Below are 20,861 nucleotides of genomic sequence, written 5' to 3'. Positions count from 1 at the left end.
GCGCTGCTCTCTCCTAGAAACCTAAGCTTGATAATAAGTCGTCCACGTCATCCTGATTTTCTACAACATCGTCGCGTTGCTCAGGGTTTATGATCGGTCCTTCTGCTGCATTCTTATCGACTGCTTTTACATTTTGTTTAGCTTGAGATTTTTGCTCTTCACCAAACAACTTGAGCAGCTCGATCAGATTTTTCTCAACGTCTTCTACGAGTTGAATCACCCGACGGATGATCTGACCGGTAATATCTTGATAGTCCTGCGCCATGAGCACTTCTGTCATCAAACCATGGATCTGCGGCATGTTTTGTCCACATTCGCGCATTAACGCATCGACTTGATGACACATTTCTTTGAATTCATTTAACTGAATATCGTTGCTCATGAGGCGCTGCCACGCAGGCATCACCTGCTCTACGCGCTGATGCATCTCATCTGTCATGGGCAGACAGGCTTCGACGGCGTCCATCGTGCGGTTAGCCGCGTCTTCTGTTTTTTCAATCACATATTGCAGACGATTCTGCGCATCGGGCAAATCGTCTTGTGTCAGTTGCATGATACGCGGATCGAGTTGGAAGTCTTGCAAGGCTTCATGCAGGTCTCGGGTGAGTTGCCCGACAGAGGTGAACAACTTGTCATCATGCTCTTGATGGAAATCGTCTAGCCATTGATCGGCTTTAGACTGCTCTCCCGCTTCAAGCCAATCAACCAATTGCTTCGCTTGCTTGAGCGATATGCTTGCTGATGGTTTTACCATAGCCGTGCCCACTAACTGATACGTTCAAAGATTTTATCGAGCTTCTCTTTCAACGTTACAGCGGTGAAAGGCTTCACAATGTAGCCGTTCACACCGGCTTGTGCGGCTTGAATAATTTGCTCACGTTTGGCTTCGGCCGTGACCATTAACACGGGCAAGTGCGCGAGGTCATCGTCTTTACGAATTTCCTTAAGTAAGTCGATACCTTGCATCCCCGGCATGTTCCAGTCAGTTACGACAAAATCAAAGTCACCTTGTTGGAGCATCGGTAATGCGGTGTTGCCATCGTCAGCTTCTTGGATGTTGGTGAATCCAAGGTCACGAAGAAGATTTTTGATGATTCGTCTCATTGTTGAAAAGTCATCAACAACAAGAATTTTCATGTTTTTATCCAAAGCTCCCTCCACTTGGGCTCTCGATTACTACGATAATTACTCTACCCAGCTCTGCATGCGTGTTTTTAGGCGCATCATTGCTTGGCTATGAATTTGGCTCACGCGTGATTCGCTCACGCTGAGAACTTCACCGATTTCTTTCAGGTTAAGTTCCTCATCATAATACAACGAAAGCACTAATGCTTCACGTTCGGGTAAACCCGAGATAGTTTCGACGAGTGCGCGATGAAAGGCATCGTTTTCAACGTCTTTCTGCGGCTCGTAGTTTGCACCCGTTACTTGCTCAGGCATAATAGCATCTTCGGAGACGCCTAGATCTTCAATTCCTATAATTCGTCCCGAGTTTACATCGCGCAAGATGGCGTGGTATTCCTCAAGCGACATTTCTAATTTTTCGGCGACTTCGACATCTTTGGCATCGCGCCCGGTTTCGTTTTCGACCTGTCGAATCGCTTCGAGTACACGCCGATGATTGCGATGCACTGAGCGCGGCGCCCAGTCACCACGGCGTATCTCGTCTAACATTGCGCCGCGAATACGAATGCCCGCAAAGGTTTCAAAGCTCGCGCCTTTGCTATTGTCAAAATTTCGCGCTGCTTCCAGTAAGCCAATCATGCCGGATTGGATCAGATCATCGACCTGAACGCTCGCGGGAAGACGCGCCATCATGTGATGAGCTATGCGCTTCACGAGCCCCGTGTGTTGTTCGATAATCGCTTGGCGATTATCGGCATGGGCACTGTAAACAGCCGCTTTATTCATTGGCAACATCCTGCTTCTTACCGTTATCGGCCGATCCTATTAATTGTTCAAGGAAAAATTCGAGATGCCCGCCAGGCTGCGCCGGCACTGGCCAGTCGAGCGCACGCTGCGCAAGGGCTTTAATTGCTAATGACGCGGGAGACCGAGGCTGCATTAAGACCAACGGTTTTTGTTTGCGTACCGCCAGACGAATATTGTCATCGAACGGAATTATGGCGGCCAATTCTATCGCGACATCTAAAAACCGATCTGTGACTTTAGTCAACTTATTGAATAGCAGTTGCCCTTCGCGCAAATTACGCACCATATTGGCAACCACTTTAAATTTGAATACGTCCTGCTCTTTACTAAGCACTTTCATCAATGCATACGCATCGGTGATTGAAGTCGGTTCATCACACACCACAAGTAATACATCTTGCGCGGCGCGTGCGAAGCGTACGACCGTGTTACCGATACCGGCGGCGGTATCGACAACCAAGACATCAAAATCACCTTGTAGGTCGCTAAAAGCGCGGATAAGTTCGGCGTGCTGAGTCTCGTTCAGCTCTATCATTGAGCGCGTTCCGGAGGTGGCGGGCACGATTTTGATACCGGCGGGGCCTTCAATCAAAATATCTCTCAGTTCGGCTTGTCCACTGAGCACATGTGAAAGATTTTTTTGCACGCGCAGCCCAAGCATCACGTCGACATTGGCGAGACCTAAATCGGCATCCAATACCAATACGCGTTTGCCTTGTTCGGCCATCGCAATCGCCATGTTTAAAGAGATGTTGGTTTTACCCACACCGCCCTTACCACCGGTTACTGCAATGACTTTGACTTTGCTCTGTTTCATCTTTCTTAAGCCACTTGCTTGATCCATGCGCTCTAACTCTTACTGCTGGTTGATGCTTGATTCGTTAAGGCCCATCACTGGACCGCCTGCCAACTTGATTTTGGCATGTCTGACACATTCGAACAAATGCTTTTATCATACAAGCGCTCAGCCTCGGTCACCATATAATGTTCATCAGCTACACGGATGTCCTCGGGTACTTGTTGACCATGAGTCAAGTAACCGACGGCGAGACCTTGTTCGATAGCAACACTGATACTCTCACCTAAGCTTAAGCACTCATCTAGCTTAGTAAAGATACACCCTGCTAGCGGCAGTGTTTTGAATTGCTTGACGGTATCGTTTAGCACTTGTGTCTGCGCTGTAGCAGATAATACCAAATAAGGACGAATTCTGAGACGTTTATTCTGCAGAATTTGTCCAAGCTGTTCGCTCAAGCGCTTATCGCGTTGGCCCATACCCGCCGTATCGATAAGAATCAGACGCTTATCACGCAGGCTCAGCATGGCATCAGCAAGTTCTTTTGCATCGTTTGCGATCTTGACTGGGCAGCCGATGATACGACCATAAACTTTTAATTGTTCACTGGCGCCGATACGGAACGTGTCAGTAGTGATTAAAGCGACCGAGTCAGATCCATGACGCTGGGCATAACGTGCAGCGAGCTTGGCGATGGTGGTGGTTTTACCAACACCCGTTGGCCCGACTAAAGCGACCGCACCGCCACGAGTCAAAATATCGTCATGGGTGGTATTGAGCTGACCTTCAAGAAGCTGTAGCGCTTGCTCCCAACTATCCTCGATATCATCGCCTTCGGGAATAAAGCATGCGATTTGATCGGCAATACGCTCACTGATCCCCATTGTCATTAGGCGCTTAACGAGTAATGCTCGCATCGGTTCTTCGCGTTCGATTTCCTGCTTCATCAAACCGCTCAACTGATGTTGCAACAGATTTTGAATACCTTTGATTTGCGATTTTAGTTCAGCGATTTCACTTGCACTGCCGCCGCCCACATAATCTGGAATATGATTGTCGAGCTCGGGTTCTTGCCAACTTGGTTCATCATTCGCTGAGGTGGTCATTTGAGGCTCCGGCTCGCTATATGTCTGCTGGGGCTGTGATGGCGCAGCTTGCGACTCCGCCTGGCGCGCTAAAATTTCGGCAAGCGAATTGGCTGGCGTGGACTCTGTCTCAGGTGCAGGCGTCGGTGCAGATTGTGGCGCCGCAGGTGACTCGGCATCACCATCGATTGCCGCGACGATCTCAACGCCGCCGTTGACCTTTTTATTCGACATGATAACGGCATCGGGTCCGAGCGTTTCCTTTACTTGCAATAACGCACGACGCATATCCTCAGCAAAAAAGCGCTTCATTTTCACAGGTCAATCCCCCTATCATTGAGCTGCTGGTTGTTGTTGTCCACCAATCGAGCTCACAATTCGAATCTGTTTATCATCTGGAATTTCTTGGTAACTCAGTACCCGCATTCCGTCTGTTGCGTGTCGCGCAAAACGCGCCATCGTTGAACGAAGGAGCCCAGATGTCAGTAAAACGGATGGCTCGCCGTTCATCTCTTGCTGTTGATGAACATCTTTCAACGACTGCTGCAGGCGTTCTGCTAGGCCAGGTTCAATGCCTGCGCCTTGTTGTTCGGCTTCATTGCCTGCTGCCTGTAAAGACTGATGCAACATTTGTTCCAACTCTGGCGCCAAAGTAATGACAGGGAGTTCTTGTTGGCCTTCGGAGATATCTTGAACGATCAGTCGGCGTAACGAAATACGCACTGCCGCAGTTAACACATCGGTGTCTTGAGTGCGTCCGGCGTACTCGACTAATGTTTGTACAATGGTACGCATATCGCGAATAGCGATGCCCTCATCCAGCAAGTTTTGTAGCACTTTGACAAAATTGCCCAGTGACAATAAATCGGGTACCAGACCTTCGACTAATTTCGGATGACTGCGACCGAGGCGATCGAGTAACTCTTGTGCTTCTTCATGACCGAGTAGCTGGGATGCGTGATTGGTTACGATTTGGCTGAGGTGCGTTGCCACAACGGTTGCCGCATCGACCACGGTGTAGCCCATGGTTTGCGCATTATCGCGTTGTTCAGGTCGGATCCATACCGCTTCGAGCCCAAACGCAGGATCGGTGGTTTTTTCGCCTTCCAGCTCGCCAAAAACTTGACCCGGATTAATCGCGAGTTCGCAATCATGACGGATCTCGGCTTCGCCCATGGTCACCCCCATCAGCGTGATGCGATAACTGTTAGGACCGAGATCGAGGTTGTCGCGAATATGGACGGCAGGCACAAGGAAGCCAAATTCTTGCGACTGCTTTTTACGGACCCCTTTGATGCGCGATAATAATTCGCCACCCTGACTTCGATCGACCAACGGAATTAAGCGATATCCGACTTCTAAACCGAGCGTATCCACGTGACGCACGTCGTCCCAACTGAGTTCCTTTTGCGCCAGCTGCTGTTGTTGCTCTTGCTGCTGTTGCTCAACCTGTTCAGTTTCTTGGCTCTCGGCATGACGCATTTTGTAATAAGCCGCGCCGGCCAATACAGCCGACATGGATAAAAAAGCAAAGTGCGGCATACCTGGAATGACGCCCATCGCAAAGAGCACCGCACTTGAGATGACCAACACTTTAGGGTTGTTGATGAGCTGGAACACCACCGCATCGCCCATATCTTTGGTGTCGTTCTCGCGCGTGATAATGATTGCTGTAGCCACAGAGAGTAAAAGTGCGGGGATCTGTGCCACCAAACCATCACCGATGGTGAGCAAGGTGTAAACCTCAATCGCCTGACCAAACGACAGGTTGTGCTGGATCATGCCAATTAAGAAACCACCCACCACGTTGATGAGCAATATTAAGATACCGGCAATGGCATCGCCCTTAACAAATTTACTGGCACCATCCATGGAGCCATAGAAGTCGGCTTCACGAGTAACATCACTTCGGCGCGCTTTGGCTTCCTCTTGATTGATTAATCCGGCATTGAGGTCAGCATCAATCGCCATTTGCTTGCCGGGCATCGCGTCCAAAGTAAAGCGCGCTGTCACCTCTGAGATACGCCCTGCGCCTTTAGTGATAACGATAAAGTTGATAATGACCAAAATCGCAAACACCACCAAACCGACAGTATAGTTACCACCGATAACCACACTACCGAACGCCTCAATGACACTACCGGCGGCACCGGGGCCTTCGTGACCATTCAGCAACACCACACGGGTGGAGGCGACGTTCAGTGACAAGCGCAATACCGTGGCGATGAGCAGCACCGTAGGAAACGCGGCAAAATCGAGCGGGCGTTGGGTATAAACGGCGACCAACATCACCACGAGGGAGAGCGTGATAGAAAACGAAAACAACACGTCGAGCAAGAATGGTGGAATCGGTAGTACCACCATCGCCAATATTGCCATGACCGCGAGCGGGGTACCGAACCCTTTAATTAAGTGCGAGTTTGCCTGTGCTAACCCTTTAAAATTGTTCAGTTTTGCAGCACCACTTGCCATACTTCGTTTCCTGCGCGTCAAAAAAATGATTCTCTGCCGAACAGATACAAGTTTTATGCCAACACAATCAGCTTATCGCTTACGCTCGTATCGGATGACTCGGCTAGGTATTTCGGGTGTTTAGATTTAGCTTTGTGCGAGGTGTGATGTAAGAGGAACGAAGTGATGCCGAGTAGCTTGCTCGAATGGTCTGTGTGCTCTTTGTTGAGTTTAGTATTAATGGGCGCAGGCGTGCCCGCGATGCAAAATACCACCTCACAACTTGAGGCACGAGCGCTGGCGTTGCGCGGACTCAACTTGTTGCAAGCGTATCAAGCGCGCGCACAAGCGCAAAAACGTCATATTAAAGTGCCCCTGACATTTATTAAGCATGCGTTAGATACACGAGGGTGGCAGTTTTCGAGTAATTATGATGACGAGACGCGGCCGTTGACTTTTTATGCGCCGCAAGGATACGCCCGCGCCGGTCGTTTGAATATGCACAAAGGTGAGCTTCATTTACGCTGGGTGATTAGTGCCTTAGGTCGCGTACGCTATTGCAATGCGGGCACTGCCGAACTTCCGGGGGTTGCGACATGCGTTTAGCCCGATGTGCGGTAACTCACTATTGTCGTGGCGTGGCACTGATAGAGTTAATGGTGGCTTGCCTGCTAATGGCGCTGCTCGCTAGCTCATCGGTGCAAGTTATTCTTTGGCAGTTGACGACGGTAACATCGGCGCTAAAGCAAGCCCATACGCCACTTGAAATACACAGTCTGGCGTTGCAATTGGGCCGCGATATATTCGGCAGCCAGTCGATTACTTTACACTCGGGTTCCAACGGTCAGTCGTGCTATATCATCTTAACCGCAGCCGAAGATCAGGTGGGTTACCGGCTTAACGACGGTGTTTTGCAGTATCACGGTAATGCAGTTAATTGTGATGGGCGTGGTTGGCAGGGACTCTCTGTGGCACAGAGCGTGCCCCTCACTCAGTTTGAGGTTATTTCAATGAATGCCGGTTATATTATCCGTCTCGCCAGTCCCGACTACGCCGTCGAATTACCCTTGAGTCATTTTAATGGGATAGATAGGAGTGCCGCCCATGAGCAGCTTTATGACTCCCCTAGTGTCGTTGATTGGCATACATGCGTTGATCATGCTCTTTGCAACCAACCAGCTGAGTCTGCTTTCACAACGCTTCATTTGGCAATGGCAACAGTATCAAAGCCTACAACAACGCGCCTATGAGCAAACCAAGGCACAGAGGCTCGGCACTTATGGAGGCGATGGTCATGACCTTGATCATGAGTATCGCACTCGCCAGCGGACTCACGACAGTACAACTTACACAGATGGAGCTCGCTCAATTGGCACAGCGTCAGCGCGCGCTTTTAGCGTTGCAACGCGCGCAACAGTCACTGATGAACATCGTCAACAAAGATGATTTAGCACGTTGGCATGCAGAGGCTGCTGAAATTAGGGTAGAGAAAGTATGGCATTCAGCACGGCAAGCCACATGTTGGCTTACCCATACTGAACTCGATGGGGCAATACCCGTGTTTATTGATCTGACTAGCGAAGATCCGGCGGAATACTAAACGTAATGTTTTCCTCGCGCCCTTCGCGCTCACTGACGGTTTTACCGCCCCATGCTTTTAATTGCTCGATCACTTCACGTACTAAGACTTCGGGCGCCGAGGCTCCCGCGGTCACCGCAACACGGTCAATATCGTTAAGCCATTCGCGTTGGATACCATTGGCATCATCAATCAAATAAGCCGGTGTGCTCATTTTTTCTGACAATTCGCGCAGCCGGTTGGAGTTTGAGCTGTTTTTTGCACCCACCACCAACATTAATTGCGCTTCCTCAGCTAATTGACGTACCGCATCCTGACGATTTTGTGTGGCATAGCAGATATCATCTTTGCGCGGTCCGTTAATGTTTGGAAACCGTTGACGCAAAGCATCAATCACATCCGCCGTATCATCCACCGACAGCGTCGTTTGACTCATGTAATGTAAATTATTTGGATCTTTTATCTCGAGCGTACCAACATCCTCGGGTGACTCCACCAAGTAGATGCCGCCCTTCGGGCTCGCGTATTGCCCCATCGTACCTTCGACTTCTGGGTGCCCTGCATGGCCTATCAAAACACACTCATGACCTTTTCGACTCGCTCGAGTGACTTCCATGTGCACTTTGGTCACCAACGGGCACGTCGCATCAAAGACTTTTAGTCCCCGATCCTTGGCATTTTGACGTACCGCTTGTGATACGCCGTGCGCGCTAAAAATGACAATCGCTTCATCGGGAACTTCATCGAGCTCTTCGACAAAGACGGCTCCCGCATCACGTAGCTTATTGACCACATATTTGTTGTGTACGACTTCATGCCGCACATAAATGGGTGGTTCAAATATCTCAAGCGCTCGCTCGACGATGGTAATGGCGCGATCGACGCCGGCACAAAAGCCTCGTGGGTTAGCGAGTAGTATTTGCATAATTCCTCCGTGTGCCCGTTACGGCTCCACGCTAATAATTTCAACTTCAAAAATCACCGTTTGGCCTGCCAAAGGGTGATTAAAATCGATGGTCACGGTGGGTCCTTCGATTTTTCTCACGATACCTGGTAATTCTGTACCGTCCGGCTGGGTAAAAGCGAGAATAGCGCCCACTTCGGGTTTGGTCTCGTCGCTGAATTTAGACGAATCAACATAATAGTAATTGTCGGGATTAGGTTCACCAAACGCATCTTCAGGTGGCAAGGTAAACTCTCGTTCACTGCCTGGACGCAAGCCAATTAAACACGCTTCGAAGTTTTCGGTTAAGCTACCGTCGCCCATCCGAAACTTAGCCGGTTTGCCCGACATCCGCGTACTATCAGCCACTGAGCCATCGCTTAGCTTGATAGTGAAATGCATGACCACTTCGCGGCCATCTTCAATAGGTAAACGTCCCACGACTACTCCTTACCTTGGGTCTCTTCTGGATCTCGGCGATTATCAATAAACGCTTCTAGTAGCATAAGTATGGCGCCTAATGTAATTGCACAATCTGCCACATTGAATGCTGGCCAGTGCCAGCCTTGATAATGGACGTCGAGAAAATCAATAACATAGCCAAATAGAAAGCGATCCGTCACATTGCCAATGGCGCCTGCCAAAATCAACGAGAATGACAAATTTTGACGCCAAAAGCTCACATCATTGCGACGCAACCAGATCAGCAATACCACACTGACGGCGACCGCTATCAGGGTAAAGAACCAACGTTGCCAGCCGCCACCGTCGCTTAAGAAGCTAAATGCCGCACCATAGTTATGCACGTATGTGAGGTTAAAAAGACCATCAATAATAATGCGACTTTCGTATAGCTCGAAATCGCTCGCCACCCACCATTTGGTGAGTTGATCGATGATGAAAATCGCCACCGTGACCCACAGATACTGCAGGCCCGATGCACGTTTGTTAGGCTTTACTGATTGAGCTTTAGGCAAAGTGACGCTCCTCCCCTGCTCCGTCAATATTGCTTACGCAACGCTGACATAGATCGGGGTGCTCGCTGATTTGACCGACTTCTTCACGGTGATGCCAGCAACGCTCACATTTTTTGTGAGCACTTGCAACCACAGCCACGGCGAGCGGTAATTGCTCGGCTTTGACCGCGCTCTCTGGTGCATCCGCAAGGTTCGCGACTGACGCTTCTGAGGTCAGTAGCGCAAAACGTAACTCCGCACCTAAGCGCTTCAGTTTTTCGGCGAGTGCCGTATCCGCATATAAGGTCACTTCAGCTTGCAGCGAGCCACCAATGACATCATCACGACGCGCTTGTTCAAGCGCTTGGTTAACCGCATCACGTACATTCAGTAGCTCAATCCAGAAGGTATTTTCCTCGCTACTCACGCCGGCAAACTGTTCAAAGCCTTCATACCATGCTTGAGTAAATACGTATTGCTCGCGTTCACCCGGCAACAGATCCCAGATTTCTTGCGCGGTAAAGCTACAAATCGGCGCCATCCAACGTACTAGTGCTTCGGCAATATGATGCAATGCGGTCTGACACGAACGGCGCGCCAAGCTATCCGCTTTAGCGGTATACTGGCGGTCTTTAATAATATCCAGATAGAAACTACCCAGTTCAATCGAGCAGAAGTGCATCAATTTTTGCACCACAGACAAGAACTGATAGTTGTCGTAGGCATCCACCAGTTGTTTCTGTAAGTCAGCTGCACGGCCAACAATCCAACGGTCCAACTCGACCATCTCGTCCATCGGCACTTGGTGCTGCTTAGGATCGTAACCGCTCAAGTTCGCTAACAAGAAACGTGAGGTGTTACGAATACGGCGATAGGCATCCGCTGAACGCTTGAGGATCTCATCTGATACCGTCATCTCGCCTGAATAATCTGCCGAAGCGACCCACAAACGTAAGATATCGCCGCCGAGTTTATTCATTACATCCTGCGGCGCAACCACGTTACCGATTGATTTCGACATCTTGCGACCTTGTGCGTCTACGGTAAAGCCGTGCGTCAGCACTTGACGGTATGGCGCTTGCTCATACATCGCGACACCCGTTACCAGTGAACTTTGGAACCAGCCGCGGTGTTGGTCAGAACCTTCAAGGTATAAATCTGCTGGCCAGCTTAACCCTGGGAATTCACGTAATACACAATGGTGAGTTACACCCGAATCGAACCAGACATCCAAGGTGTCGGTCACTTTACGATATTTGTCCGCTTCATCACCCAGTAAGGTCGCCGGATCAAGATCGAACCATGCCTGAACACCGTCTTTCTCGATAAGCTGAGCCACTTGTTCCATCAGCTCAAGGGTGTTGGGATGCAGCTCTTCGGTTTCTCGATTGACGAAAATCGCAATCGGGTTACCCCACGTCCGTTGACGCGAGATACACCAGTCTGGACGGCCTTCGACCATCGATTCGATGCGGCTTTGACCCCACTCGGGTACCCAACGTACTTGCTTGATTTGCTCAAGCGCTTGGCTACGTAAGCCTTTTTGATCCATGCTGATAAACCACTGCGGTGTAGCACGGAAAATAATCGGCGTTTTATGGCGCCAGCAATGCGGATACGAGTGCTTATAACGCTCAGCGTGCATCAAGTTGCCTGCATCACGTAAGGCATCGATGATAGGCTCATTCGCCTTAAATACGTGCTGGCCAGCAAAGCGCGGCGTGTCTTCTTTGTAAACACCGTTGTCGCCCACCGGATTGTAGACTTCTAGATCATATTTTTGACCCACCAAGAAGTCATCCACACCGTGGCCCGGTGCGGTATGCACACAACCTGTACCGCTTTCGGTGGTAACATGGTCGCCCATGATCACCGGCACTTTGATATCAAATAATGGGTGGTCGAGCTGCAACAGCTCAAGCGCTTTACCTTTGCAGAAGCCTAACTTGTGATAGTGATTGATGCCCCAACGGTCCATACAATCATTTACCAAGTCACTCGCAAGAATGACACGCTCAGCCTGTTGGTCGTCAGTTGCTTCGATTTGCACTAACGCGTATTCAAGCCCTTCGGCAAGCGTTACTGCACGGTTAGCCGGCATGGTCCATGGCGTGGTGGTCCAGATCACCATGCTCAGTTTACCTTGACCTTGATGCCCTTCTGGCGTTGTGAACGCCGCCAGTGCTTTGTCGCTATCCGTGAGCGGCATGCGCACATCGATAGCGGGTGATTCTTTATCTTTGTACTCGACTTCTGCTTCGGCGAGTGCTGAACCACAATCTGTACACCAATGCACAGGCTTAAAGCCTTGATGCAAATGACCTTTATCGATGATTTTAGCAAGCGCGCGCACACTATCCGCTTCTTGCTTAAAGTTCATCGTTAAATAAGGATTATCCCAGTCACCCAATACACCCAACCGTTTAAAGTCTTCGCGCTGCTGGTCAATTTGCGTCTGCGCGTAGTCACGACAATGTTTACGGAACTCCGCCAAGTCGAGCTTTTGGCCCGGTTTGCCGTGCTTTTTCTCGACTTGCAGTTCGATAGGCAAGCCGTGACAGTCCCAGCCTGGGGTGTAAGGTGCATCAAAGTCGCTTAGGGTTTTCGACTTAATGATAATGTCTTTGAGAATTTTATTGACCGCATGACCAATGTGGATCTGACCGTTTGCGTACGGAGGTCCATCGTGCAAAATAAAACTTGGCTTGCCCTGTTTGGCTTTACGGATCTCGCCATAGAGATCGTCTTGATACCATTGTTTGAGCATGCCCGGCTCGCGTTTAGCGAGGTTTCCGCGCATTGGGAACGCCGTTTCCGGCAAGTTTAATGTGTGCTTATAATCACTCATGGGTCACTGTTTCCATTTTCCGCATATTTACTGACTATCGTGGCCGTTCAACTTAAAAGTGCTCGGGCACGAGCGGCATCTTTCTCTATTTGCTGTTTTAAATGTTCGAGCGAAGCAAAGCGCTGCTCGGATCTTAATTTGGCGACCGGTGTCACGGTTGCGTGCTGACCGTACAGGTTGCCTGAAAAATCAAATAAATGCACTTCTAATTGGACTTCATCGCCGTTAAGCGTAGGTCGCGTACCTAGGTTGGCGACACCGTGGTATGTGCCTTCGGCGCGGCTGTTTGTCGTCGCGCCCAAGGCGCGACCTACATTGATTTTAACCGCGAATACGCCGTGCAGCGGGCTTTTTAACCGCTTCAATGGAATATTAGCCGTTGGGAAGCCAATGGTACGGCCATTTTTACGACCATGCACGATCTTGCCCATCATTTGATACGGACGCCCCAGCATACTTTCGGCACGCTCAAAGTCGCCTTCGGCAAGTGCCGCGCGAATCGCAGTACTGCTGACCCGCAGTTGTTGCTGACGGTAGCTGCGCGTATCGACGACTTCAAAACCAAGCCGTTTACCCTCGCGTTGTAATAGCGCGAAATCGCCTTCGCGTTTGTAACCAAAGCGAAAATCGTCACCCACCACTAAAAATTTAACACCGAGTTTTTCGACCAATACATTCTCAATAAATTCGATCGGCGGTTGGCTGGCAAATTTACGATTAAACTCAATCACTAAATGGCGGTCAATCTGCTGATCGCGCAGCGCTAAATATTTTTCTCGCCAATTAGTGAGTCGCGCCGGTGCTTTTTCGGGCTGGAAGATTTCTTGCGGCTGCGGTTCGAATGTCATCACCGCGGCTGCCACACCCAGTGCGCGCGCCTGCGCTTTTACTTGCGCCAGCACGGCTTGATGACCAAGATGTACGCCATCAAAGTTACCAATGGTAAGCACGCATCCATGATGTTCTGAGCGCAAGTTGTGTATGCCGCGAATGAGTTCCATAGCCGAACAAAGTACCACTAATTAAATGTATAAAAATAACTCGGGTGAGATTATAACCGATGCTGCGTTCAGAATCAGTATTCTTGCGCACGCAAATGGCGTGGTCTTAATCCACTCAGCATCAACACCAACAAATAGACCCCCGCACCTACGCCAATAATTTGCGCTAATTGCCAAGGCCGCGCAACGAGCGACATTTCACGCCATTGCTGGGTTGATGGGGTCAACCATAATACCACCCCGACCATCACCGCTACAGCAGCCACTACGCGGATGATGAAAGGCCAAGTTCCCGGCTGTGCTACAAGGACACGTTCTCGATAGAGTGTTATGCCAAGCAACAAGGCATTGAGTGCCGCCGATGCTGCCGTTGCCATGGCTAAGCCAACATAGCTAAACGGGATGGCAAAAGCGATATTCAGCCCCATGTTTGCGACCATCGCAATGATGCCAAATTTAACGGGTCGTTTGGTATCTTGACGCGAATAAAACCCAGTCGCTAAGACTTTGACCAACATAAAGCTCAACAGCCCCGCCGAATAAGCCATCAGGCTGTAGGATGCCATCTCGGCATCGTTTGGCGTAAATGCGCCGTGCATAAATAACACCATTAGCATGGGTTCGGCGAGAAAAAAAAGGCCCGCCATCGCCGGTAAACCGAGCAAGAGTACCATCCGGATCCCCCAGTCAAGTGTCGCCGAGAAATTTTGCGTTGATTGGTCGACATGGCGCGAGGACAACGCGGGCAGAATAACGGTGGCAATCGCAATGCCGAATAGTCCGAGCGGAAACTCAAGCAAGCGATCGGAGTAATAAAGCCAACTAATTGAGCCGGTCATTAAAAAGCTGGCGATCAGCGTATCGAGTAACAGGTTAATTTGACTGACGGAAACACCAAATATCGCCGGTAACATTAACTTACGAATGCGCGTGACACCACTATCGTGCCAGCTCCAACGCGGTCGAGTGAGCAGCCCTGCGCGTTTTAGAAAGGGAAGTTGAAATAGAAACTGGATTAAACCACCAAAAAATACCCCCCAGGCTAGACCAAACTCAGGCTGCTCAAGGTTAGGCGCCAGCCAAATCGCGGCTGCAATAATCGCAATATTCAAGAAAACAGGCGTAAATGCGGCCACAGCAAACTTACCCAGCGTATTGAGTATAGCGCCCGCCATCGCGGTGAAGGTGATAAACCATAAATAGGGAAAGGTGATACGGAGTAGATCGCTCGCCAGTACAAACTTCTCACTTTGTGGACCATCGTTCCACCAATCTAAAAACCAACCGGTGCCAAACAGCGCAGTCACAACCGGGGATGCGATCATGCCGACGAGTGTCACGATGGTAACAATGGTTCCGAGTGTTCCCGAAACCCGTGCGATCAGAAGTCGCTGTTGGTCAAGGGGTTGCCCTTGTTTGTACTCGGTCAGCACTGGCACGAAGGCTTGTGCAAAGGCACCTTCGGCAAATAACCGACGTAAAAAATTAGGAATTTTATTGGCGAAAAAAAACACGTCCGCGGCGGCACCTGCACCCATGAGATTCGCAATCACTACATCACGTACGAGGCCAAGCACTCGTGAAATCAGAGTCATTGCGCTGACGATGAATCCTGAACGTAGCAAGGCTTTAGACACGACTTCTCCTGATCGGACGATGAAAAGCGTCAGTGTATCAGATTATTCACCCCAAACTATTTTATTTCGGCCGGTCTTTTTAGCCTCGTACAAGGCTTTATCCGCGTGATCGAGTACCGCTTGTTCCAAATCCTCGTACGCAGCCGTTTCATTGTCGATGAACAAAGCCCCGATACTAATGGTGAAGTTGATCGCATGGTCATCGACACGTACTACTGACTGCTGAATATCTTGCCTAATCTGCTCAAGTATTGCCGCGGCAGCCGCTTGCGTCCCGCCGTTTAAAATCAAGGCAAACTCTTCACCGCCTAAACGAGCAACCATATCGTCCGATCGAATATGACGCATCAGCGTCTCAGCATCCATGCGCGCTTTATCTAGTTGAACCGCATAAAAGAGCGCGCCGCGCGCATCGAGTAGTTCGGCCTCTTTCTTTTCGGTAATGTCCCGATGCGTCCCCGTCAAACGTATTGCCTCACCGGATTCACTTCGCTCAACAACACGGCCATAGGTTTCTATCCATACCCAGTATCCGTTTTTATGACGCATGCGGTAAATAGTCGAAAACGCCGGCGTCTCGCCCGCCATGTGCTGCTGCAGTTCACGCTCAACACTCTTCAAGTCCGCCGGATGAACAAGGCTCTCCCAAAAGTAGAGCGACGGGTCAAAGTTAGCGTAATCGATCCCTAATAATTCACACCAGCGTTGATTGACCTTGTTGGTGTCTGATGGCACATTCCAATCCCAGGTACCGAGTCCTGAGGCCTCCAGGACCAAACGCATCTGCTGATTGGCTTCGTTCAAGCGCTTCTCAAAATAGCGATTAGCCGTGTTATCAATCAGCATGGCATGGATGTTCTCGAGCCGACCCTCGGGATCATAAAAGCTTTTTGATAATAACTTCACCCAGCGCTCCGGACCTTTAGGCGGTAAAATGCGGAATTGCGCTTCACTACTCGCGACCCCTGCTAAATGATTACTGAGCAAGAAGTTAAGTTCTTTGCGACCGCGTTCGTCGAGAAAATCCTCAAAGGCTCTACTTCCCTCACGCAAGGCATCCGTTGGGATGTGGAATAAGGATTGTATATTAGCGGACACGTACTGTAATTCGAGCGCCATGTTGTAACGCCACTTTATGAGTGCAGCAGGCGTGTCATCGATAAATGAGTGTTCCTGCATCAGCTGTTGATGTTTAAGCGACAACGCTAAATATTCACTGACATGTTCACTGACATAGGCAAGGCTTTGAAGTTCGCGCTCGGACAATTGGTGCGGTTCAGTGTCCAAAATACATACGGTGCCGACTGTGACGTCATCCAGTCGTAACGGGACCCCGGCATAAAAACGGATATGTGGCGCATCAACCACATACGGGTTATCCTTAAACAAAGCGTCGGTCAGGGCATCGTTAATCAAGAGGCGTTTATCGTGATTCACTACGTAATTGCAAAAGGACGGTTCTGGGTCAATTTGGTCGCCTTCGAATCCTGTTTTTGCTTTAAAAAATTGCGTTTGATCGTCAACAATGCTGACAAATGCCATGGGAACGTTTAGCCAACTAGCGAGCGCGTTCATCAGCCCGTTAAGTTGCCGGTCTTCTTGGCCTATGTAAAGACCAAACTCTCTGATTTTTCTTTCACGTAACGATTCAGACATAACGTTCCTTATTTAGCTACATCACACACAATACGCAACCAACCAATTTTTTATACCCCAATTTGTGCGCGACATCCACACAATAAGTGTTGACATTTCCGCCAGATTAGGCATAATCCACGACCTTTATAAAGAAGCGTTCTGTTAACGAATTTTAGGAGTTCACCTTGGCTAACATTAAGTCTGCTAAAAAGCGTGCGATTCAAGCCGAGAAAAATCGCCGCCATAATGCAAGCCGCCGTTCAATGATGCGTACTTACCTTAAACGTGTAAACGCAGCCATTGAGAGCAAAGATAAAGAAGCTGCTAGCTCAGCTTTACAAACTGTAACCCCATTATTGGACCGTTACGCAACTAAAGGCTTGATCAGCAAAAACAAAGCGGCACGTCATAAGAGCCGTTTGAACGCTAAGATCCAAGCGCTTTAATCGACACGTTTTCAACGTGTTCAAAAAACCGGCTTTAATGCCGGTTTTTTTGTGTCCAAATTCCTTCCTTAATCTCTACACGATCAAATTTTGTAACAATTAAATGTAATTATTGTCTCACTTTGTTTTCATTTTAATATGATATCACTTATAGTCAATGCGCATATTTTCGACAAAAAGGGGAATTTTATGCGCAGTTTTAACCTTGCAAAAGGCGTGATAGCGGCGGCGGTTGTTTTGGGCAGCACAGCATGTAGCAGCCCCCCACCGGGAGACAATCAGTTCAAGCTACGTAATTACAAAGACACATCAATTCAACGTAGCCATGTCATTTACAACTATTGTTATTATGGTCGTGAAGCAGACTATGTCGCCGCTCGGGACTTTGATGCAGGCGAACATACCATCATCGCGCGGTATGCATTTATCAAAAAATACGTTCCCGGCGGTCCGTTAGAAAACTATTTCAAACTCAACGGTACCTTTGAACCGGGTAAGATCTATGAGTTTAAATACAATCGTGATCAAGAGAACGGCACTGCTGAGGTTTGGATCGTTGATGCCGAGACACAAAAAGCGGTAACGAATAAGGTCACCAAAAAACTCATCACGCAAGAAGTTGTCAATACGCCATCGCGTCAAAAGACACGGTGTGAGGCAAGTACTTTGTAAGCCTTTTCCTCGCTTGGCAAACGAGGACGTCAACCTCGCATGCCAGCGTTGGATAGCAAACTGTGCTCGTTCATTGGCTACTTATTTGATAAGATCAAATTTTTAACAAAATAGATGTATTTATTCATGAATAAAATAATAAAAACGATTATCGCCTCTGCGCTATTGTCGATCTCGACCCCCAGTTTGGCACAGAGTGAAACACTTCCAAGTTCTGCATTCAGTCAACTGAACATCGTTGAACAACCTACCATTTCGCCCAATGGTGAACTCATTGCTGCCGTCTATAATACCGATGGCGCAACTCAACAAGTGGTGATTTCTCCGTTCGGGAAAGTGGATTTAACGACTATCCTTAAGTTACGCAATCAGTCTGAACGTATCGTTAAACTACGCTGGGTGAATAACGAGCGGTTACTTGTCAGCGCCGATTATCCTGAACATATGTACGGTAGTTCTCGTCGCGTTGGACAATTGTTTGCGGTCAACAAAGATGGTAGCGAGTTAAAAGAGATAAAACTACGCAAGCTCACCGATACTAAAGATTGGTCTTGGTTAGTTAGCGGTGACCAAATTGTCTCTATGCTTCCTCACGATCCAGAACATATTTTGTTGCAACAGGTCAGCGAGCGCGATAATTACTTCCCATCGGTTTATAAGATTAATGTCTATAGCGGTTCCTCAGAGAAGTTCGCACCGAGCTTGCAAAAACCGAGTTACTTTATTGGCGACTCGACCGGTCGCTCGGTTGTCGCGGTGGCGATTGAGGACTTAACCCGTACTTTCTATTTGTGGCAGGAAGATGCCGATCAATGGAAAGAAATTGGCTCTTATGAAGCATTTGAAGAGGATGGTTTTACGCCGGTCTTGTATGAGCCTGCCAACAATACTTTAATTGTTAAGACGTATCAGAAGAGTGATAAACAAGAAGTTTGGCGCTATTCGCTCGATACTGACGAATGGGTCGAGCCGTTGTTCCAGAACGAGACTTATGACGTGGCGAGAGTAATGGAGCACAACGGTCAAGTGATTGGCTTTGGTTACACGGCTGATATGCCCGAAGTGGAATTCATTGCTCCGGCATTTAAACAGCGCCAAGCGCTTGTCGAGAATACCTTCAAAGGCATGAATCCTATCGTGGTAGACTTTGACGAAAGCGTCAATAAATTGCTTGTTAAGACCTACTCAGCGTCGGGCCCTTCTCGCTTTTACTTTATTGATCTCGCCAATAAAGCTGGCGGTTTATGGATGGCGCTACAACCAGCACTTGAAAACAAGCAGTTTCCCGCCAAGCAACCTATCGAATTCGAGGCCAGTGACGGCCTGGTGCTGAATGGTTATTTGATCAACGGCGGTGATGCCGATCGCCCGTTAGTTGTGATGCCACACGGCGGACCTTGGCAACGCGATACCCAAGTATTCCATCCGCTAGAGCACATGTTCGTTAATGCAGGCTATGCTGTCTTGCAAGTTAACTTTCGCGGCTCGTCGGGCTTTGGTTCTTCTTACGAAGCGCGTGGTTACGGTGAATGGGGACAGCGTATGCAGCAAGACGTGCTTGATGGCGTCGCTTGGGTAAAAGAACAGCAACTCGCCGATGTTGATGATAGTTGTGTCGTGGGCTGGTCGTACGGCGGCTATGTTTCTCTATTCGCGGCGACCAATACGCCGACACAGTTTAACTGTTATGTATCAATTGCTGGCGTCAGCGATATTAACGCTATTTTAGAGGACACCCGAGCCAGCGAAACGGCTCAAATGGTTGACAATATCATGGTCGGTGATCGTGATAGCGAGAAAGGCAAAGCGCATTTAGAGGCTATTTCACCTATCGCTAGCTTTGGTAAACTCAAACGCCCTACTTTGCTTGTTCATGGCACAGGCGATGTCGTAGTTCCAGACGACCAGTCGGAGGCATTTTACAAGGCAGCTAAGGAGTATAATCTCCCGGTAGAGCTGTTGTTGCTTGAAAATGGTACCCACTCATTAGACAGCAACCCTAATCGCAAACAAGCTTTTGACCGAGTAATTAACTTTGTTAAAGCAAATATTGAATAACAAAAAGCCGCCAGATAATGCATCTGGCGGCTTTTTTATCCACATTTCAATCATTATTTGGTGTAGGCTTTAACGCCCTTTTTGCTTTTTCCTAACCTGCTAATGTCATCCTTCGCTGTATCTTTCGCTTGCTGTAAAGCTTGACGATAAGTGGTCAGGGTCTCTTGTACCCGCAACAGCTCAGTTTTAATCGCATCGTCATTTTGCCATCCATCCGGTAACTGGGTGAAATGCTTTTCAAGTTGTAGAAGCGCCAATTCAGCGGCCGCATAATCCTCCGCGGCTACCGTCTGTTCGAAATGCTGCGTAAGTGTTTGTAGCTGTTTCAATGCCTCTTTCATAGCTTACGCACTGCTCGCAATGCGTTGCACCTCTTGCTCATGTGCAGCGTCTTCTTCAGCATGTAGTTTACTGAGCACTTCATGAGCTTCTTGACGTGCATCCGCTGGAATTTGATCCCAAGCGCCTTTAATTTGCAACATTAAGCCCATCACTTCATCAATGATTTCGACATTACGCTCGACCGATGCCGTCATTAAGCGGTCACTCATGTAGCCATACAAACCGATTAGATTATCGGTTGCGTCTGCGCCTGCTTCTGGGTTTAAGCTCACAATCAGTGACTCAAGAATCGCCTGCGCGCGACCAATATGATGCGCTTTTTTCTCGATGTTGTTATTTTGAATCGCGCCTTTGGCATAGCTACAATTCTCGAGTACACCCTGCATTAACATCTGAATAATGGTATACGGATCCGCGTCTTCTAAACGGTTACGCACATTATCGCGGGTGTAATTCTTGAGCTTATTATTCATAACG

21 protein-coding genes are annotated in these 20,861 nt (G+C 48.9%); 6 read left to right on the top strand and 15 right to left on the bottom strand.

The features are described from left to right. Positions 1–13 precede the first annotated feature (13 nt). From AWU56_RS06280 to flhA, 6 genes are read right to left on the bottom strand one after another with little or no spacing between them, the layout of a single operon-like run. Positions 14–754: a protein phosphatase CheZ gene (locus tag AWU56_RS06280; RefSeq protein ID WP_040487746.1), complete on the bottom strand. Its 741-nt coding sequence runs from the start codon at positions 752–754 to the stop codon at positions 14–16. Between the two features lie 11 nt (positions 755–765). After that, positions 766–1,149, bottom strand: coding sequence for a chemotaxis response regulator CheY (gene cheY, locus AWU56_RS06275; RefSeq protein WP_006954899.1), 384 nt, complete (start codon positions 1,147–1,149; stop codon positions 766–768). Between the two features lie 36 nt (positions 1,150–1,185). Next, a complete protein-coding gene (locus AWU56_RS06270; protein WP_286682035.1) occupies positions 1,186–1,911 on the bottom strand; it encodes an RNA polymerase sigma factor FliA in 726 nt (241 codons plus the stop codon). Next, entirely contained in the window at positions 1,904–2,776 is an 873-nt protein-coding gene (locus tag AWU56_RS06265) for a MinD/ParA family protein (RefSeq protein WP_006954897.1), read from the bottom strand. Before AWU56_RS06265 ends, AWU56_RS06270 begins: the two co-directional genes overlap by 8 nt. A 47-nt stretch (positions 2,777–2,823) precedes the next feature. After that, entirely contained in the window at positions 2,824–4,131 is a 1,308-nt protein-coding gene (gene flhF / locus AWU56_RS06260; protein ID WP_483379491.1) for a flagellar biosynthesis GTPase FlhF, read from the bottom strand. 15 nt (positions 4,132–4,146) lie between these two features. Beyond that, positions 4,147–6,285, bottom strand: a complete 2,139-nt coding sequence (gene flhA / locus AWU56_RS06255) for a flagellar biosynthesis protein FlhA (protein ID WP_286682034.1) — start codon at positions 6,283–6,285, stop codon at positions 4,147–4,149. Positions 6,286–6,450: 165 nt separating this feature from the next. Here flhA and AWU56_RS06250 point away from each other — a divergent pair, with 165 nt between their 5' ends. Genes AWU56_RS06250 through AWU56_RS06240 form a run of 3 tightly spaced genes read left to right on the top strand, consistent with a single transcriptional unit; the run spans position 6,451 to position 7,864 of the window. Then, positions 6,451–6,870, top strand: coding sequence for a hypothetical protein (locus tag AWU56_RS06250; RefSeq protein ID WP_286682033.1), 420 nt, complete (start codon positions 6,451–6,453; stop codon positions 6,868–6,870). Then, positions 6,861–7,514 (top strand): hypothetical protein, encoded by a 654-nt coding sequence (locus AWU56_RS06245; RefSeq protein ID WP_286682032.1) that lies wholly within the window; start codon positions 6,861–6,863, stop codon positions 7,512–7,514. Before AWU56_RS06250 ends, AWU56_RS06245 begins: the two co-directional genes overlap by 10 nt. Positions 7,515–7,558: 44 nt before the next feature. Further along, positions 7,559–7,864 carry a hypothetical protein gene (locus AWU56_RS06240; RefSeq protein ID WP_272977892.1) on the top strand — a complete coding sequence of 102 codons (306 nt, stop codon included), beginning with the start codon at positions 7,559–7,561 and terminating at the stop codon, positions 7,862–7,864. Here the strand turns inward: AWU56_RS06240 and ispH are convergent. From ispH to AWU56_RS06205, 7 genes are all read right to left on the bottom strand, one after another. Continuing rightward, positions 7,839–8,768, bottom strand: coding sequence for a 4-hydroxy-3-methylbut-2-enyl diphosphate reductase (gene ispH, locus AWU56_RS06235; RefSeq protein WP_286682031.1), 930 nt, complete (start codon positions 8,766–8,768; stop codon positions 7,839–7,841). The genes AWU56_RS06240 and ispH overlap by 26 nt on opposite strands. A gap of 18 nt (positions 8,769–8,786) precedes the next feature. Next, entirely contained in the window at positions 8,787–9,227 is a 441-nt protein-coding gene (gene fkpB, locus AWU56_RS06230) for an FKBP-type peptidyl-prolyl cis-trans isomerase (protein WP_006954889.1), read from the bottom strand. Positions 9,228–9,229: 2 nt separating this feature from the next. Continuing rightward, complete coding sequence (lspA, locus tag AWU56_RS06225; RefSeq protein WP_006954887.1) at positions 9,230–9,763, bottom strand: signal peptidase II; 534 nt, start codon at positions 9,761–9,763, stop codon at positions 9,230–9,232. Further along, positions 9,756–12,590: an isoleucine--tRNA ligase gene (gene ileS / locus AWU56_RS06220; protein WP_286682030.1), complete on the bottom strand. Its 2,835-nt coding sequence runs from the start codon at positions 12,588–12,590 to the stop codon at positions 9,756–9,758. The genes lspA and ileS overlap by 8 nt, the downstream gene beginning before the upstream one ends. Before the next feature lie 47 nt (positions 12,591–12,637). Beyond that, positions 12,638–13,591 carry a bifunctional riboflavin kinase/FAD synthetase gene (gene ribF, locus AWU56_RS06215; RefSeq protein WP_006954884.1) on the bottom strand — a complete coding sequence of 318 codons (954 nt, stop codon included), beginning with the start codon at positions 13,589–13,591 and terminating at the stop codon, positions 12,638–12,640. Positions 13,592–13,665: 74 nt separating this feature from the next. After that, a complete protein-coding gene (gene murJ / locus AWU56_RS06210; RefSeq protein WP_286682029.1) occupies positions 13,666–15,228 on the bottom strand; it encodes a murein biosynthesis integral membrane protein MurJ in 1,563 nt (520 codons plus the stop codon). A 42-nt stretch (positions 15,229–15,270) separates the two neighbouring features. Beyond that, positions 15,271–16,884, bottom strand: coding sequence for a PAS domain-containing protein (locus AWU56_RS06205; protein ID WP_286682028.1), 1,614 nt, complete (start codon positions 16,882–16,884; stop codon positions 15,271–15,273). A gap of 167 nt (positions 16,885–17,051) precedes the next feature. On the opposite strand from AWU56_RS06205, the gene rpsT reads away from it, so the two are divergent. From rpsT to AWU56_RS06190, 3 genes are all read left to right on the top strand, one after another. Further along, on the top strand, positions 17,052–17,312 hold the full coding sequence (rpsT, locus tag AWU56_RS06200; protein ID WP_006954872.1) for a 30S ribosomal protein S20: 261 nt from the start codon (positions 17,052–17,054) through the stop codon (positions 17,310–17,312). A gap of 189 nt (positions 17,313–17,501) precedes the next feature. Continuing rightward, positions 17,502–17,984 carry a hypothetical protein gene (locus AWU56_RS06195; RefSeq protein ID WP_272977886.1) on the top strand — a complete coding sequence of 161 codons (483 nt, stop codon included), beginning with the start codon at positions 17,502–17,504 and terminating at the stop codon, positions 17,982–17,984. A 126-nt stretch (positions 17,985–18,110) separates the two neighbouring features. Continuing rightward, positions 18,111–20,042 (top strand): alpha/beta hydrolase family protein, encoded by a 1,932-nt coding sequence (locus tag AWU56_RS06190; protein ID WP_286682027.1) that lies wholly within the window; start codon positions 18,111–18,113, stop codon positions 20,040–20,042. Between the two features lie 53 nt (positions 20,043–20,095). Here the strand turns inward: AWU56_RS06190 and AWU56_RS06185 are convergent, their stop codons facing one another. Further along, positions 20,096–20,383, bottom strand: a complete 288-nt coding sequence (locus AWU56_RS06185; protein ID WP_286682026.1) for a hypothetical protein — start codon at positions 20,381–20,383, stop codon at positions 20,096–20,098. A gap of 3 nt (positions 20,384–20,386) precedes the next feature. Beyond that, a complete protein-coding gene (gene fliS / locus AWU56_RS06180; protein ID WP_006954866.1) occupies positions 20,387–20,857 on the bottom strand; it encodes a flagellar export chaperone FliS in 471 nt (156 codons plus the stop codon). Positions 20,858–20,861: the final 4 nt, after the last annotated feature.

This window comes from Idiomarina sp. T82-3, from assembly GCF_001577655.1.
GTDB lineage: Bacteria > Pseudomonadota > Gammaproteobacteria > Enterobacterales > Alteromonadaceae > Idiomarina > Idiomarina baltica.
The sequence above is the reverse complement of the archived record's forward strand: the minus strand, read 5'-3'. Positions and strand labels throughout refer to the sequence as shown.

Coding starts and splice junctions, on each gene's coding strand:
- AWU56_RS06205 (WP_286682028.1), bottom strand. CDS start 16,884: ATGTCTGAATCGTTACGTGAAAGAAAAATCAGAGAGTTTGGTCTTTAC.
- ileS (WP_286682030.1), bottom strand. CDS start 12,590: ATGAGTGATTATAAGCACACATTAAACTTGCCGGAAACGGCGTTCCCA.
- AWU56_RS06245 (WP_286682032.1), top strand. CDS start 6,861: ATGCGTTTAGCCCGATGTGCGGTAACTCACTATTGTCGTGGCGTGGCA.
- ispH (WP_286682031.1), bottom strand. CDS start 8,768: ATGCAAATACTACTCGCTAACCCACGAGGCTTTTGTGCCGGCGTCGAT.
- AWU56_RS06265 (WP_006954897.1), bottom strand. CDS start 2,776: ATGGATCAAGCAAGTGGCTTAAGAAAGATGAAACAGAGCAAAGTCAAA.
- AWU56_RS06240 (WP_272977892.1), top strand. CDS start 7,559: ATGACCTTGATCATGAGTATCGCACTCGCCAGCGGACTCACGACAGTA.
- AWU56_RS06270 (WP_286682035.1), bottom strand. CDS start 1,911: ATGAATAAAGCGGCTGTTTACAGTGCCCATGCCGATAATCGCCAAGCG.
- fliS (WP_006954866.1), bottom strand. CDS start 20,857: ATGAATAATAAGCTCAAGAATTACACCCGCGATAATGTGCGTAACCGT.
- flhA (WP_286682034.1), bottom strand. CDS start 6,285: ATGGCAAGTGGTGCTGCAAAACTGAACAATTTTAAAGGGTTAGCACAG.
- AWU56_RS06250 (WP_286682033.1), top strand. CDS start 6,451: ATGCCGAGTAGCTTGCTCGAATGGTCTGTGTGCTCTTTGTTGAGTTTA.
- AWU56_RS06280 (WP_040487746.1), bottom strand. CDS start 754: ATGGTAAAACCATCAGCAAGCATATCGCTCAAGCAAGCGAAGCAATTG.
- AWU56_RS06195 (WP_272977886.1), top strand. CDS start 17,502: ATGCGCAGTTTTAACCTTGCAAAAGGCGTGATAGCGGCGGCGGTTGTT.
- AWU56_RS06185 (WP_286682026.1), bottom strand. CDS start 20,383: ATGAAAGAGGCATTGAAACAGCTACAAACACTTACGCAGCATTTCGAA.
- AWU56_RS06190 (WP_286682027.1), top strand. CDS start 18,111: ATGAATAAAATAATAAAAACGATTATCGCCTCTGCGCTATTGTCGATC.
- ribF (WP_006954884.1), bottom strand. CDS start 13,591: ATGGAACTCATTCGCGGCATACACAACTTGCGCTCAGAACATCATGGA.